Origin of the sequence: Geodermatophilus saharensis (assembly GCF_900188205.1) — a bacterium.
GTDB classification, from domain to species: Bacteria; Actinomycetota; Actinomycetes; order Mycobacteriales; family Geodermatophilaceae; genus Geodermatophilus; species Geodermatophilus saharensis.
In genome coordinates this window covers 757,412-771,743 of record NZ_FZOH01000002.1, presented here as the reverse complement: position 1 = coordinate 771,743, position 14,332 = coordinate 757,412, and the positions used below count along the sequence as shown (strand labels likewise).

General features: G+C 69.6%; 8 protein-coding genes and 1 pseudogene. 7 read left to right on the top strand and 2 right to left on the bottom strand.

What is annotated here, in order from left to right; translation table 11 throughout:
- Positions 1-596: 596 nt before the first annotated feature.
- The 5 genes and pseudogenes from CHC04_RS24840 to CHC04_RS07885 all read left to right on the top strand — a co-directional run bounded on the left by CHC04_RS24840 (position 597) and on the right by CHC04_RS07885 (position 5,477).
- Positions 597-935 carry a DUF2235 domain-containing protein gene (locus tag CHC04_RS24840; RefSeq protein WP_245817064.1) on the top strand — a complete coding sequence of 113 codons (339 nt, stop codon included), beginning with the start codon at positions 597-599 and terminating at the stop codon, positions 933-935.
- Positions 848-1,162: a T6SS phospholipase effector Tle1-like catalytic domain-containing protein gene (locus CHC04_RS07900; protein ID WP_245817062.1), complete on the top strand. Its 315-nt coding sequence runs from the start codon at positions 848-850 to the stop codon at positions 1,160-1,162. The genes CHC04_RS24840 and CHC04_RS07900 overlap by 88 nt, the downstream gene beginning before the upstream one ends.
- Positions 1,163-1,363: 201 nt before the next feature.
- A complete protein-coding gene (locus CHC04_RS07895) occupies positions 1,364-1,915 on the top strand; it encodes a hypothetical protein (protein WP_089403273.1) in 552 nt (183 codons plus the stop codon).
- 972 nt (positions 1,916-2,887) lie between these two features.
- Positions 2,888-3,748: pseudogene (locus CHC04_RS07890) on the top strand (enoyl-CoA hydratase/isomerase family protein); the annotation flags it as partial.
- Between the two features lie 484 nt (positions 3,749-4,232).
- Positions 4,233-5,477, top strand: coding sequence for a DUF4032 domain-containing protein (locus CHC04_RS07885; protein ID WP_089403271.1), 1,245 nt, complete (start codon positions 4,233-4,235; stop codon positions 5,475-5,477).
- A 399-nt stretch (positions 5,478-5,876) separates the two neighbouring features.
- On the opposite strand, the gene CHC04_RS25215 is transcribed toward CHC04_RS07885, so the two are convergent.
- Both CHC04_RS25215 and CHC04_RS07875 read right to left on the bottom strand, forming a co-directional pair.
- On the bottom strand, positions 5,877-6,011 hold the full coding sequence (locus CHC04_RS25215) for a hypothetical protein (RefSeq protein WP_281252202.1): 135 nt from the start codon (positions 6,009-6,011) through the stop codon (positions 5,877-5,879).
- Positions 6,012-6,075: 64 nt separating this feature from the next.
- Positions 6,076-6,672, bottom strand: a complete 597-nt coding sequence (locus tag CHC04_RS07875; protein ID WP_141233721.1) for a phage integrase central domain-containing protein — start codon at positions 6,670-6,672, stop codon at positions 6,076-6,078.
- A gap of 506 nt (positions 6,673-7,178) precedes the next feature.
- Between CHC04_RS07875 and CHC04_RS07870 the strand changes: the two genes are divergently transcribed.
- Together CHC04_RS07870 and CHC04_RS07865 are read left to right on the top strand one after the other, a co-directional pair.
- Entirely contained in the window at positions 7,179-9,080 is a 1,902-nt protein-coding gene (locus CHC04_RS07870; RefSeq protein WP_176449867.1) for a CHAT domain-containing protein, read from the top strand.
- Positions 9,062-14,203, top strand: coding sequence for a hypothetical protein (locus tag CHC04_RS07865; protein WP_089403267.1), 5,142 nt, complete (start codon positions 9,062-9,064; stop codon positions 14,201-14,203). Before CHC04_RS07870 ends, CHC04_RS07865 begins: the two co-directional genes overlap by 19 nt.
- Positions 14,204-14,332: the final 129 nt, after the last annotated feature.

The window sequence follows — 14,332 nt, the reverse complement described above, 5'->3', positions numbered from 1 at the left end:
TACACCGCCAGGGGCGCTTCTGTGGGCGCCGGTGAACCTGTAACCCGCGCACCTAGGTCGCGCCCTGTCCCGCTGATCGAATCTGGTCAACGGTGCGAGCATCTCCGCCGCGAACTGCTCACGTCGATGGAAGCACAGTGGGCGCCGCTGGAGCCGCTACCGCCCGGCAGCGCGCGGACACGGCGGCACGTCGCTGTCCCATCCTCTGGCGCGGTGGTGACCGAGGAGCAACGCCATGTATCAGAGTGCCGCCGTGAGCGCCGATCGGCTGCGGTGACAGCCAGGTGAAGTCCCAGTGACGGGTCTCGCGGACAGTCGCCTTGGGTCACCACCGGGAGAGACGGACTACGACCGGGAACGGGGTGAAGCCACACATCGTGCTTCGTTGAGGACGTGGGCATGCCGATGCCCACGGCCGCCGCGCAGCGCTGAACCGTCCACGACGAGTCCGGAGTCGCCTCATTGCTGATCACGGCGATCGACGCCGTTCGCGTGCGTGCCCGCTACCTGTCTGGGGACGCACCCATGCTCGCCGGCTGCACCAGACGGACGGTGTAAGGCCGACGAGTTGCCGCCTGACCGAACCACTTCATCCGGTGGTCCTGCGCGAGATCCTGGGAAGCATCGTGAGACATGCGGTCTTCATGGACGGGACCTGGAACGACCCGACGGACGACACCAACATGGGATTGCTGCAGCTTCGGTTGAAGGAGCCCCCACGCGCGCCCGACGGCGGGGGACAGAAGAAGTGCTACATCAAAGGCGTCGGCAATAACCCGTGTAATTGGTGGCGCGGCGGGATCCTCGGCCGTGGTATGGACAGCAACATCCGGGAGGCAATCGATTCATCGCCGAGCACCATCAACCTGGAGACCAGATCTCCCTCTTCGGCTACAGCCGTGGAGCGTTCACCGCGCGCAGTCTTGCCGGGATGATCGCCAGGTGCGGGATCGTCCCGCCCGACGTGCTCAGCGCGAAACAGGTGTTCCAGCGCTACCGCGACCTCGACCGGCCGGGCCTACGCGAGATGACCGAGGACGAGGACGACCCCGACGAGCGCACGGACGAGGACCGCATGGTCCTGGCGAACGCGAGGAGCGTGCGCATCCGGTTCATCGCCATGCTCGTCGCAGCTTCCTCCGTCGGAGGACGTCGAGGTTAGCGCGGTGCTTTGCGCGAGAGACAATTGTGTCCTACCTGGCCGTACCCACGGCGTATATTCCAAGAGGTCAAGGCGAGGACCTTCCCGACCTCGTAGGACACTCACTACATGTCTATCTTTGCATGGCGCCTGCCTCCCATAGCTCCGCCACCACCCAGGCTGGGGTTGGCTCAGGTTCAGCAACAGCAACTCACAACCTTGGTGGCGCAAGAGTACTCGGCTGTTAGGAACGACGTCCAAGTTGCCCTTGCGGGGCAAATATCGATCCTGAGCTTCGGAGCCGCAGCGGTCGGGCTGCTAGCAGCGGCCGCGGCGGAATTATGGGATAGGGTTCCTTGGCTTTCGGTCGGAATCCTTGCTCTGGCCATCCCTGTGGTGTGCCTCCTGGCGCTGGCGATCTACGCTGGTGAACAAGTCCGTCAGATGCGCGCTGGCGCCTTCCTTAACGATCTCGAGACGTACGTCTATTGGGCCGCCGGGGGAAGCGTTTTGGTGTTCGAGCACTGGGACGTCCGAAGGGGCTCCCTCGATGTGGACCGCTACAGTAGGAGAGCTATTGTCGTAATATTTAGCCTCCTCTCCGTCGGGTTCGCCACCGCGGGATACATTAGATTGTTTTCGGGTTACCCGATCAAAATCTCGACGGCCGTCCTGCTCCTCTTGGCAAGTTGGGCGCTATTCGCTGTCTTCGTCCTGTGGATAAGAAGGCTGTTTGCGATCGCTGCTGGCTACAGGGCGCTCTACGACCTCTAGTGCTCCGTCACTGACGTCGCCTGTGTCTTGCGGCGGCGTGGGTCGGTGGCCTTGACGATGACGATGGCCGTGTAGGGCCCTTGGTCTAGGCGAAAGGTGCGAAGCGTTCGTTTCAGACGGCGATGAGGCGCTTGATGGCGGCGATGAGGTCGGCAATGATGGAGAAATTGCTGCGGCGCAGCGCCTGCCGGGTGCTAATCGAATAGGCCGCCTCCACCAGGTTGAGCGATGCCCCTGAGGTCGGCGTGAAGAGACTACGTGCTCGGAGATGATGCTCGAGCCAGGCGCGTACGGTCGAGGCAATGGGTGGCGGTTGCTCGGTGCCGTTCCCGACGTCACCGCCTCCGGTTCATCGCGCTGCCTCAGCCCGAGCCCGCTCCGGATTTAGAGATGTCCGGCCCACGCGGGTCATTCGAACACCCTTACCGGCGTAGTCCGCCGGCATCGCCCAGCGTCCCCGGAAGCTGGCTCCCGCCACCTAGCGCAACCGGGCCACTGGCCAGCCGGTCACCCGATCTTTGGTCGCCACCGACGACTGATCGACTCAGGACTGAGAAGAGTGGCGGAAGCAGGTCCTCAAGCTCTGTCCTCCCACGAGGCGTCGGAGCGGGCTGCGGCAGATGTCGTTGCGGCGTCGTCCCCGCCGGCCGAGAAATCTGTTGGCCGCGCACCGTACCAGCAGGCATTCCGGCCCAGCCGATGCTGACTGCCGTAGGGCCTAGGCAAGGCAGCGGGGAGCTCTTGCTCGTTTCCCCCGCTTGAAACTCCGCCCAGCCGCGGTCCCGAAGCGAGCCTGGCTTCCCGGGTCGGTCAACGGTGCGGAGGCGAGGGTGGACGGTCGACTTTCTGGGAGTGACGGTGCACGAGCGGATGGGCTGGATCGAGTACGACCGCCCGCCGGTCAACGCCTTTCACTCGGAGCGGCTTCGAGAAGTCCCGGAGGCACTGGAGTGACACCTCACGGACCCCACCGTTCACGTGGTGATCGGTAGCGCTCTCGATGCGCACTTGAGCGTGGGGGCGGACCTGAGGGTCTTCGCCGCCATGGACGACGGAGGCATGCGTCGTTGGGTGGATGAGTGCCACGACCTTGTGCGGATGATGCGCGCGTCGCCGAAACCGCTGCTGGCGGCCGTGCACGGCACCGCGGTCGGCGGCGGCCCGCAGATGGTGCTGCACTGCCATGTCCGCTTCGCGGCGAGCACCGCCCGGCTCGGGCAGCCCGAGATCGACATCACGTTCATCCCGCCGGTCGGGGCGACACAGGCGCCGGCCCGCTTGCTGGGCCGGCCGCGGGCGCTGCGCTCCCTCCACGACGGCACCCTGCTCGCCGCCGAGGAAGCCCACGGCATAGGCCTCGTGGACGTCGTGGTGGCGGGCGAGCGGCTCCGCGAGGAGGTGAAGGGCTACGTCGAGAGGCTGGCCCGGAAACGGCTCGGGCGCTGGCGGCGATCCGGCGCTGCATCACTGACGGTGTCGACCTTCCCTTCGAGCAGGGCCTGGCCGTCGAGCGGGAGGAGGCAGTGGCACTCGGCGCGACGGCGGATTTCCGCGAGGGGGGCTGGACGCCTTCCTCGGCAAGCGGCCACCGGCCTGGTCCGACTGACCTGGGAGCTGATCCGTTCCGGGATGGTGGCGCGCGAGGGGGAGCCGCTCACGTCTGTAACCCGACCGCTGGTTGGACGGGCCCGGCTCTTCGCGGTGAGGCGACGAAGTCCCGCGACCGGCTCTCGAACCGGGCATGCGTCGACGACACGACCAACTTACGACCAACAAACCACCGTCAAAGGCCGACGGCGGCCAACCCCGACCGATGACGTGAACGGCCGCTGATCTGCACATTCGTCGCCGACCGACCGCCGCCAACCACCTCAAGATTCACTCGCAGGGTTATTGGTTCGAGTCCAATCGGGGGAGCAAAGCTCCTGGTGAGCGCCTCGTCGGTGGTGCGATGCGCCGACCATCAATCGCGCTGCTCGGTCCGAACCCCCGACTTTCGGGTCGCCCGGCGTCCACAGTCGTCCTCCTACGAACCGACCGGTGTAGAGAGCCTTCGTCGCCGAACGGCAGGACGGCGACGCCCGCGTCGCCGTGACCGCCGGATGTCAGGTCTCGCTGCCGGCGACGCTCGCCGCGGACTCATCCGTCGGCCCGAGGGACGGCCCGGAGCCGGCTGTTCGACCTTCCGGGCCTTGATCACGCGAGGCGGCGTGCGCGGCCACGTGACCCGACGACCACGGTGACCCTGATCGAGCAGGCGTCGAGGAGCCGCGCGCTAACCTGACAGGGAACCCCGTCCGAGGACCGGAGGTCCGGGATGCGTTTCGTGTTCAGCCCTCCTGCGCAGGCGGCCGCCGATCTGCTGACCCTCCCCTGGGACACCCCGCTCCCGCAGTGGACCGACGACCGGATCGTCGAGATCCCGCAGCACGGGCGCACCCGCCACGTCGTCCGGTTCGTGGCCGAGGCCGGGGGTGTGTTCGCGCTCAAGGAGTTGCCCGAGCACCCCGCCCGCCGCGAGTACGAGGTGCTGCGCCGACTGCGGGAGCTCGGCATCCCGGCGGTCGAGGTGATCGGCGTCGTCGTCGACCGGCCCGGCGGGCAGGAGGCGGTGCTCGTCACCCGGTTCCTGGACTACTCCTCGTCCTTCCTCGCCCTGTTCGCCAATCCGCGGGGGCTGCGCCTGATCGACCGGGTGATGAACGCCCAGGTCGAGCTGCTGGTCCGGCTGCACCTGGCCGGCGTCGTCTGGGGCGACTGCTCGCTGTCCAACACCCTGTTCCGGTTCGACGCCGGGACGCTGGCGGCCTACCTCGTCGACGTCGAGACCGGGGAGGTGCACGAGCGCCTCACCCAGCGCCAGCGCGACCACGACACGGAGGTCGCCTATGCCCGGGTCGTCGAGGAACTGACCGACCTGCGGCGCCGCGGCTCCCTGGCCGGGGATCTCGATCCGGCCCTCGCCGCGGCCGACCTGGTGGCGCGCTACGAGCAGCTGTGGGCCGAACTGACCAGCGAGGAGGTGATGCCCCGCGAGGAGCAGCGGTTCCACGTCACCGAACGCATCCGCAGGCTGCAGGACCTGGGCTTCGACGTCGGCGAGATGGACCTGGTCGAGGATCCGGCCGGGGGTAGCCGGCTGCGCTTCACCACCCGCGTCGCCGAACCCGGTGACTGCCGGCGGGCGCTGTTCACCCGGACCGGGTTGGACGTGCAGGAGAAGCAGGCCCGCCGCCTCCTCGCCGACATCGCGAGCTACCGGGCCGGGCTCGCGGTGGAGAAGGGCCCGGTCTCCGAGACGGCGGCCGCCCTCCGCTGGCTGACTGAGGTGTACCAGCCGACGATCGCCGCCATCCCCGCCCACCTGCGCGGCCGGCTGAACGACGCCGAGGTCTTCCACGAGGTCCTCGAGCACCGGTGGCGCCTGTCCCAGGAGGCCGGCCGGGACGTTGAGATGCAGGTCGCGGTCCGGGACTACGTCGACCGGGTGCTGTCGGCGGTGTCCGGCGACATGGTGACGTCGACGCCGCGGAGCGCCGACCAGGGCGTCGCGCCCCGCTGAGCGACCACTCGCGAGGGGCTGGTCCTCTCCAGTCCCGATCGCGGCCGCCCCGAGCTGTCCTCGGCTTCACCGACGCGCTGCCCACGATGCTCACTGGGCGACGGCGGGGTCGACGTCACCGCCTTCCCGCGACGTCGAACAGGTGACGTTCCACGTCCGCTCCACCGGCTTCGTCGAAGGCGTCCGGCGTTTGGCCAGGCCGGTCTCCGCGGCCCACACGGGTTCTCACCCAGCGCCGTCGCGCACCCCGAAGTCACGGGATTCTTGCGACTCAAGCGGATAGTGGTACCGGCCTGGAGCTTCACGAGCCGCTGCCGGAGCGCCGGTGAGGACCGTGACTTCCGTCGCGCGGACGCCCAGCAGCGATGGGTCGCGGGGGAGCCCTCAGGAGTACGGGCGCTACAGGGCTCGGCGGATGACCGCGGCGGTCCTCGGGCTGGCGGTGCCGCGGCCGACGTAGACGTCCTGGGTCAGGCCGGCGGTGGTCTTCGGCACGTCCTGGATGACCAGGCCGCGCCCTCGCTCGCGGATCACGGTTCCCGTGACGGTCAGCGTGGCGGCGTCGAGGTCCACATCCGAGGCACGGAGCGCGCAGGCCTCACCGATGCGCAGGCCGGTGCCGAGGAGGAGTCGACGAGGTCGGGCAGGTCCTGACGTGCCGCCGCGGAGTCGGCGGCCAGCCGTTCCTGCAGCAGGTGAGCTTCCTGAGCGGTGAGTGCCCGGGGACCGCGGGCGGTGCGGGCCGTGCGCCGCGCGGGGGTGTCGCGGACGGGGTTGTGGTGGTCAGCAGGCCGTGGCGTACGGCCAGGCCGAGGATGCCCGAGAGGACGCTGCGGGCGGACTTCGCTGCACCGGGGCCGTGGTCGGTGTGGACCGAGGCGAGCAGCCGGTCTATGGCCGGGACGGTGACCTCGCGCAGCCGCAGCTCCCCGAGTCCGGGCAGGACGTAGGCGTGCACGGTGAACCGGTAGAGGCGCTTGGTGCCGTCGGCCAGCTCGCTGTCGTCGACGTCGGCCAGCCAGCGGGCGGCCAGGGCGTGCAGCCGGCTGTCCGTGGGCACCGGCGGGGTCTCGGTGCGGCCGCGGTCGCGGAAGGCCTCGCGCAGCCGCCGCTCGGCCTGCGCCCGGATCGGGGCGTTACGGACGACGTAGCGGCGGCCTCCGTCGAAGTCGCGGAAGCTGGCGCCCGCCTGCACCACACCATCGTTCACAACTGCCGTGGCAGTACTGAGGCACACGTCACTGGCGCGACGCGCCGACTTCCGGCGCCGACTGGCCTGGACCCCCAGTCCTCTGGCGGCCCTGATCCCCGGGCTCACCGGGCTGCTCAGCACACGCTGAGCACCGGGCCGTACGTCTTGCGGTGACGCTCCGGTGACGCTCCGGTGACGAGCCTTGAGCAGGCTGCCGCACGACACCAGCACGAAACAGGTGGGATGGAACAGGATGGCGGCTGAGCCCAAGCTCGAGCTCCGGTTTACCGGCGGTATTGCGTCTAGATCTCTAGCTCAGAGGCACCTGGTTGAAGCGCGCACCAAGCGACGGGCACCTGGTCGCGAGGACATCGCGGAACATCGAGAGCAGCTCAGGGATCGGTGCGGACTGCGGTCCTCGCGCCATGGCCGAGTCCGTTGCCGTCCCGAATCCCTGTGACAAGAATGCCTCAGCAGGCGAGCGCTTTTCGATACGGGGAACGTGTCGTATGCAGACAGCGCTGATTCGTGTCGAGGCCCTGTCCGAGGGTGGCTATGAGGCCCGTCTGGCATTGCCCGCCGACGGCGTGATGCCTCCTGGCCCGGACGCCCCGCGGGTGACCTTCACCGACCTGCCCACGCCGACCGGCGCTCCCGATCTGGCGACCCTCATGCTCGAGACCAAAGGCACGTCCGACGAGTTCGTCACCATGGGGCGGGCGCTCTACGACACGGTGCTCCGGGACGACATTCACGACGCCCTGACTGCTGCGAAAGCCGGCCAGGAAGGCGTCCGGCTGCTATTCGACATCGTGCCCGACAAGCTCAAGACCCTGCCCTGGGAGCTGCTGCGCTACGACACCCAGCGACTGTTCACCGACGCACGGAACCCCGCGGCACGAGTGGCGGCGACCTACACGACGGCGTCGCCCGCCACGGAACTCTGCTGGCCATTGCGCGTGATGATCGTGGTCGGTTCCAAGGACCCCAACATCGGTGTCGAGGAGGAGATTAGGCACATCAGGGACGCCTTTCGCTCCGTGTGCGGGCTGGTCGACCTAGAGGTGCTCCGACTGCCCTCCCGGTCCCGCATCCGCGAGGAGTGCGAGGCCATGAAACCCCACGTCTTCCACTTCATCGGTCACGGCGGCAGGAACAGCTCCGGCGGGTTCCTCATCCTGGACCAGACGGGCGGCAACAACCGTCCATGGACGGCGTCGGACATCCGGGACGATCTCTCGGCCGCGCCCCCACGAGTGGCGATGCTCAACGCCTGCCATTCGGGGGCCGGCGAGCAGGAGGGCACATGGGCAGCCGCCGCAGGGCTCGCCGACCTCCGGGTGCCGGCCGTCATCGCCATGCAGGGCCCCATTCGGGGCGACGCGGCGGCACATCTGGCCAGGGACTTCTTCGGCAGCCTCGCCAAAGGGCAGCCACTGGACGTCGCCATGGCGCGGGCGCGCGTGGCCGTCACGGACGTCGCTGGCGACCGCCAGCGTGAGTACGCGCTGCCATGCCTCATCCTCGGGGCTCCGCCCGAGCACATCCTGGACCTCTCCGCCGACCCGACCAGCAAGCTCGTCGAGCCGCCACTGCGCGACACGGTCTTCTTCGTGGACCGCCTCCCCAACCGTCGCCACCTGTGGGACCGGCTCGGGTCATCCACCGGTCAGGGGCCACGGATCTTCGCGGTGACCGGGCCGATGTCGGCCGGCAAGGGCTCCCTGGTCCGCTGGGGTCTCGGGGTGGCCTACGTGCGGGGGCATCCCGTGGCCCACGCCGACTTCTCCGGTGACTCGGCCGTCGGTTCGGTCGACTTCCTGGACCAGCTGTCGCTGGCACTGCCTGCAGAACTCGTCGAGGTGGACCGGACAGCCCACGAGGCTTTTCGAGCTGAAGTCCTGGCCTTCCGCTACGAGCAGCAGCGAGCCCGGGCGGACAACCGGGTCTTCGACAGGACACCGCGCGAGCTCTACTCGCAGTTCCGCAAGCTGCTGGCAACGATCACCGTCGGCGGCACGCTCGTCGTGGGCATCGACGGGATCGACGGCGTGGAGCGGGGCGAGTGGCAGGACTACGCCGTCCCGGAGCTCGTCCAGCCCATCGCGAGAGGCCGGCTGGCCGGTGTCCGCCTCCTCGTCTCCCTCCGGGAGACCGAGCGACGGACGCGGTTCTCCCCGCAGTCCTTCACGGCCGGACAGGTGCAGGACTTCCCGCTGCAACTCTTCCCCAGCGACCAGCTGACCGACCTGCTGGCGCAGTGGCTGCGCGCACGCAACTTCGTCGCGTCCAGCTTCCAGCGGGAGCTTGCCGACCTGGAGAGCGAGTTCGCCGGTCGTCCATGGAGCACGGAACTCTTCGAGCTCCTCGAGTTGAAGGCGGCGGTGGCGAAATGGCCGACGGAACCCTGACCGGCATCTCCCCGACGGCCGGGCTGTCTCCGGAGGACCAGCTCTTCTTCTCCGTGCTCCCGGAGGAGCACAGGAGTCTGCTGAAGTTGTGCGCCCCGCTCAGGCATCTGGACAGCGGGACCGTCGAATGGCTCGGACGAGAACACCACCTCTCGGCTTCGCTCGCGGACCTCACCGGCTACCCGTTCGTACGCCCGGTCAGGACGACTCCGGGCGTCTACCGGCTCAAGGAGTCCATGCGCCTGCTCGTACTGGGCACATGGTGGGACGACCAGCCGCCCGACGTCCTGCCGTCCGGCCTCTCGGAGCTCGCCGACAAACTGGTGGCCGAGCTCGGCAAGCGGCCCGGGACGGAGGAGGCCGACGTCGTCGAGCTGCGCTTCTTCGTCGACCCCGGCAAAGCCCTGGACGAGTGGAAGTCCCTCTTCCACCGGGCCGACGACCGTTTCGATCTGGTCGAGTGCCGTCGCCTGCTCGATCTGCTGCATCCGCTGGCCACGATCGGAATCGGGGACGTGGAGTCGGTCAGCAACGAGTACCAGGACTACGTCGAGACCCGCAGCGCGTTGACCGACGACTGGCACCGGACGAACGCATTCGTCCTCCCCTCGTCCAGCGGAGCTGCCTTCGAGGACCTGCTCCGGGGAACCCGCGGCCGGATGCTGGAACTCGGGGCAGTCGGGGGCTACGGCAAGACCATGCATCTGCGGTGGCTCCAGACGCGTCGCTGCGTTCCCTGGGAGTACCGCATTCCCTGCGCCCGGGTGGACTTCGACCTCGTGGATCCCGACGCGGCCGTCCGCGAACCCCACCTGGTGCTGCTCGAGTTCGCCGATCAACTCGACCGTCAACTGCCCGGTGACGCCTTCGGCAGCCTGGTGCCGACCTACGCCGTGCAACGGGAGCGGCTCTTCCAGCGGGAACTCCGGCGTCCGCTCTTGGCCAGTGACCTCGTCGAGCCCTTTGCCGACGGCGACGAGGATGCAGACGCGGCCGCCATCATCAGCAGATTCACCGCCCGGCTCGCGGAGATCGCCGGTGACGAGCCGGTCGTCCTGATCCTCGACACGATGGAGGTGGCTCAGCACCTGCCGGACACCGCAGCGGGTCCGGCCGCCCGCCGGCTGCTCGAGGTGCTCGCCCTGGTCCAGCGCAAGGCCCCCTGCGTCCGGCTGGTCTTCTCGGGCCGCTACGAACTCGGAGGGGAGCTGAGGGCTCTCTTCCACGACCCCTGGCCCCGGTTCACCCTGCCGAAGTTCACCGAGGACGAGGCGCAGACTTACCTCGTCGGCAAGCGGCACCTGGTCCTTGACGCCCGTACCCGCGCAGCGATCGACGCCTCCGAAAGGGTTCCCTTCAAGCTCGCTCTGCTGGCCGACCTGATCAGCCGTGACCCGGACATCAGCCCCCGGCGGATTGCCCGCTATCGGGGCGCCGAGTACGCCTACCTGGTTGAACGGGTCGTCAAGCGCATCCAGGAGCAGCCGGTGCGGTGGCTGTTGCGCTACGCCGCGATCCCCCGCCGGCTGGATTACGAGTTCGTCCACGACGTCCTGTGGCCACGCATCCGCGAGGGGATGGCGGGACAGGGACAGCTCGACGACCCCGGGGGCGACGACCTCCCAGCGCCGGAGGCCGACGAGGAGCCGCTGTGGCAGCGCCGTGCGCCGCAGCTCGAGGACGAGGACGAGATCCGCACGACCTGGGAGGAGGTCAAACGCTACGCAAGCGATTCCTCCTGGATCTCCCACGACGACGAGGTCGCCGACGCGCTGCGCCTGCAGACCGACGTCGTCCGGCCGCTGCGGGAACTGCTCCGCAACAAGAGCATCGTGCCGGCCGTGCACGCCGACGCCGTCGCATACTTCCGCAGGCGCGTCGATACGGAAGGCAACACCCCGGACCACGAGCCTCCCTCGACCCCGGTGCGCATACGCCGGGCCCGATGGCTCCGGGAGATGGTCTTCCACCGATTCGCGCTCGAGGGCGAGGCCGCGGGTGACTGGTGGGCCGAGCAGATCGCCGCGGCGAAGACCGCGGACGACCGGCTCGCGCTGGCCGACGAGCTCGCTCGCGGCCTGGAGTACACCGACCAGTCGGGACGCCCGCTGCCCTGGGGCTCCGGACTCCAGGTCTCGGAGACGACCCTGCAACAGGCCCGCCTGGAGCTCTGCATCGCCAGCGCCGAAGTCGCGACCTGCGCCATCCCGGTCGCCGCCCGACTCACCCTGCGGGAGGGCCACAACCTCTGGCAACGCGCGCGCGACGCCCTCGCGCGGCTCGAGGCCGGCCCCTCGTCTGACATCCCGGCGGACCGCCTCGCGCTCGCGCGGGCGGTCGTGACGCTGGGCACATCACCGGGGGATGTCGCGGTCGACGTGCCGGAGATGCTGACGAGAACCGTCCTCTCAACACGGGAGCAGCTGTGGTTGTGCGCGCTCGAGGCGCGTCGGCTCGTCGCCCTGGATTCGCCTGCTGCCGACGAGGTCCTCGCCACCGGCGCCCGCCTCGCCGGGAAGGAACCGGCCGAGCAGCACCTCCGGGCCCTGCTCGCCGCCGCGACCGTGCAGCGTCACCGGCAGCGTGGCGACTACCGGAAGGCCATCACCGCGTGCGTCACGGCGCGTGAGGCCGGCCTCGATGAGGGCGAATTCCGCATGGTCGAAGCCCGGATCCACCTGGAGTGTGGGAACGCCGAGGCTGCCCGGGAGGCGATCGGTCCGTTGGTGACCCCCGGCCCGTACATGGCGCCGGCCCTCCTCCTGTGGGCACGCTGCTGGCGGTGGCAACATCGCTACGCCGCAGCGACGGAGTGCGTGCAGCACGCCCTGGCCCTTCTCCCCCCGGCTCCGGACTCCGCCCCCCAGGCCGCTCGGGTGTACGCCCGGGCGCTCGTGGAGGCCGGCGAGACGGCGGCGTCGCTGCTCGACGTCTCCGAAGCGCGGAACGCCTTCACGCGTGCACTTGCCGTCTACGGCGACATCGACGACCGTGACGCGGCCGCGACGACGCAGATCCGCGAGGCGACACTGCTCATCCGGCGGTTGGGCCACCTGCGCGCCGCCGGCGTCGCCCTGGACCACGCCGACCGGGCCGCGCCTGAAGGGTCCAAGGCAGCCCTTCGCTCACTGCTCCTGCGCGCCGAGCTCGCCCGCCAGCTCGAGGACGAGGAGGAAGTCGGTTCGAGCCTGGACAAGGCCGAGTCCTCGCCGCTGCTGGGCCGCCCAACCTGGGGCGCCGCTGTGGCGATCACCGGCCTGATCTTCGGCCCCCGCCGGGACCGGGATCGCCATGCTCGCCGGCTCGCCACGAGCCTAGCTCAGGTCACCCCTCCCTCAGCCCGCCTGGTCCTGCTCGATGGCATCGAACGTGCGCCGGTCCTCAAGAACAAGCTGGCCCGGTCTTTGCGCGACGCTGTTGAGCCCGCCGACGGCTGGGACGGCGCCCTGGCCGGGCTCGCCCCCCTGGACCGCGCGTTGCTGCGGCTTCGCGTGACGGCGTTCCGTCGCTTCCTCGGCGACGAACGTGGGGCGGTCGACTCCCTGAGCCGTGCCGTCACCGAGCTCTGCGACGAAGGTCAGTCGCCCATCGAGCTCCGGGAAGCTCTCCGTCTCGCTGCCCTCCTGCGCTGGCGGCCGTTGGTCGCCCGCGCCGGCCAGGCAGCCGTCGCGGCCTCGGCGCCGCTGCGCGACGAGCACCCGCTGCTCCGGGCGACGACCCTCATCGAGTACCTGGAGGCGAACACCGAGCTGGGCGCATCCACGCCCGAGGACGCGGCGTTGGCCGACGAGGCGACCGACCTGCTCCTGACGGCCGACGCCAATGCCGAGGCATGGATGGGCCGGCTCTTCCAGTGGCTCGCGACGCACATGGCGCGGGACGGCCAGGAGGCGGTCCAGCAGTTGCGGCTCGCCGGCCAGCTGTACGAGACCGCCGGCGACATGCGGCGCGCGGCCTTCGTCAGCCAGCGCACCGGGCCCCTTGACGGCACGGGCGCGGACCGGGCCACGCCGGTGGTCATGGAGGTCTCGCTGGTCGGCCCGACGATCGTGACCAAGGGCGCCACCTGGCGGCAGTGGCTGCTCCCACGCCGAGGGCCCGACCCGTCCGTTCCGCTGCGCGACACCGTCGCCGAGTGGGTGGAGGCAGCCGGATCGGAGCCCTACCCGCCGACACTGCCCGATCAGATGGTGGAGCGCTGGCCCAACTTCGTTCAGGCGATCGGCGAGCTGCTCAACGCGCACGATGTTCATCGGCGCCGAATGCGGGCCGGGTCGCCGGCTGACCTGGCTATCCGCGTCCACGACGGTGCACTGCAGCCGCTGCCGTGGGAGCTCGCCGGCGATCGGGGGACCGCGGGAGAACCAGCCGTCCCGGTGGTCCACGACTTCCGCTGGGCCTACCGCTCCTCGTCGCACTCGGCCCCGGATGCCCGGGTGATCCGCATGGTCCAGATGGCTCTCAACGTCGTCCTCGGCTCCTCGCTGGCCGTGGACGGGGTCAGCGGACCCGAGACGGCGCAGGTTCTGAACCGCCTCGAGCACCGGTCCGAGACCTCCGGATCGGCCTACGACGTGGGCACGCAGCAGTATCTGCACGGGGAGCTGCTGCTCCGCGCGGGCGGGCCGCCACGGGTCGTCGTCGCGCGCTCGAGCCCGGACACCGGACGGCGACGCAGCCTGGCAGTCGAGCGCCGGTACGCCCACGCCGGCTTCTCCCCGGTGAGCATCGACGAGGCCCACGCGAGCGCCATGCCGAACCTGCTGCGGAAGACACCTACGCCGGTGATCGTGCACATCGTCGCCCGGCTGGTGGCTACCAAGGGGGCGGTTTGCGCTGGATCTGCAGGGCAGCCAGTGGGAGCGGTCGCAGCGCGACACAGCAGGCTTCTACACACCAACGGACCTCGACCGCGCGCTGCAGGCGGTTCCGTCCGACTGGCCGGCGCCCGTAGTCATCCTCGACGTACCACAGCCCACCGGTCGCCGGGAGACCGCCCACCAGCTGCTCATGCGCAACAGCTTCGCCGCGGATCTCTTCGCCATGGGCGGCGCCCGCGCCGTGATCGGAGCGGGGCTCGCCGAAGGGAGCAACGCCGACGTCCTGCAGGACGTGCTGATTGAGGGGCTCGCTCGAGGCGATGCCATCGGTGACGTCGTCCAGTCGATGCGGAAGCAGGGACCGGAGTCCACGTTCGACTACTTCGCCTCGGCGGTGTCCTTCGTCGCGACGGCACTGTGGACGAAGAGCGC

Bases quoted from the DNA above. Each gene is read 5' to 3' on its own strand.
- CHC04_RS07885 (WP_089403271.1), top strand. From the start codon at position 4,233: ATGCGTTTCGTGTTCAGCCCTCCTGCGCAGGCGGCCGCCGATCTGCTG.
- CHC04_RS07870 (WP_176449867.1), top strand. From the start codon at position 7,179: ATGCAGACAGCGCTGATTCGTGTCGAGGCCCTGTCCGAGGGTGGCTAT.
- CHC04_RS07865 (WP_089403267.1), top strand. From the start codon at position 9,062: ATGGCCGACGGAACCCTGACCGGCATCTCCCCGACGGCCGGGCTGTCT.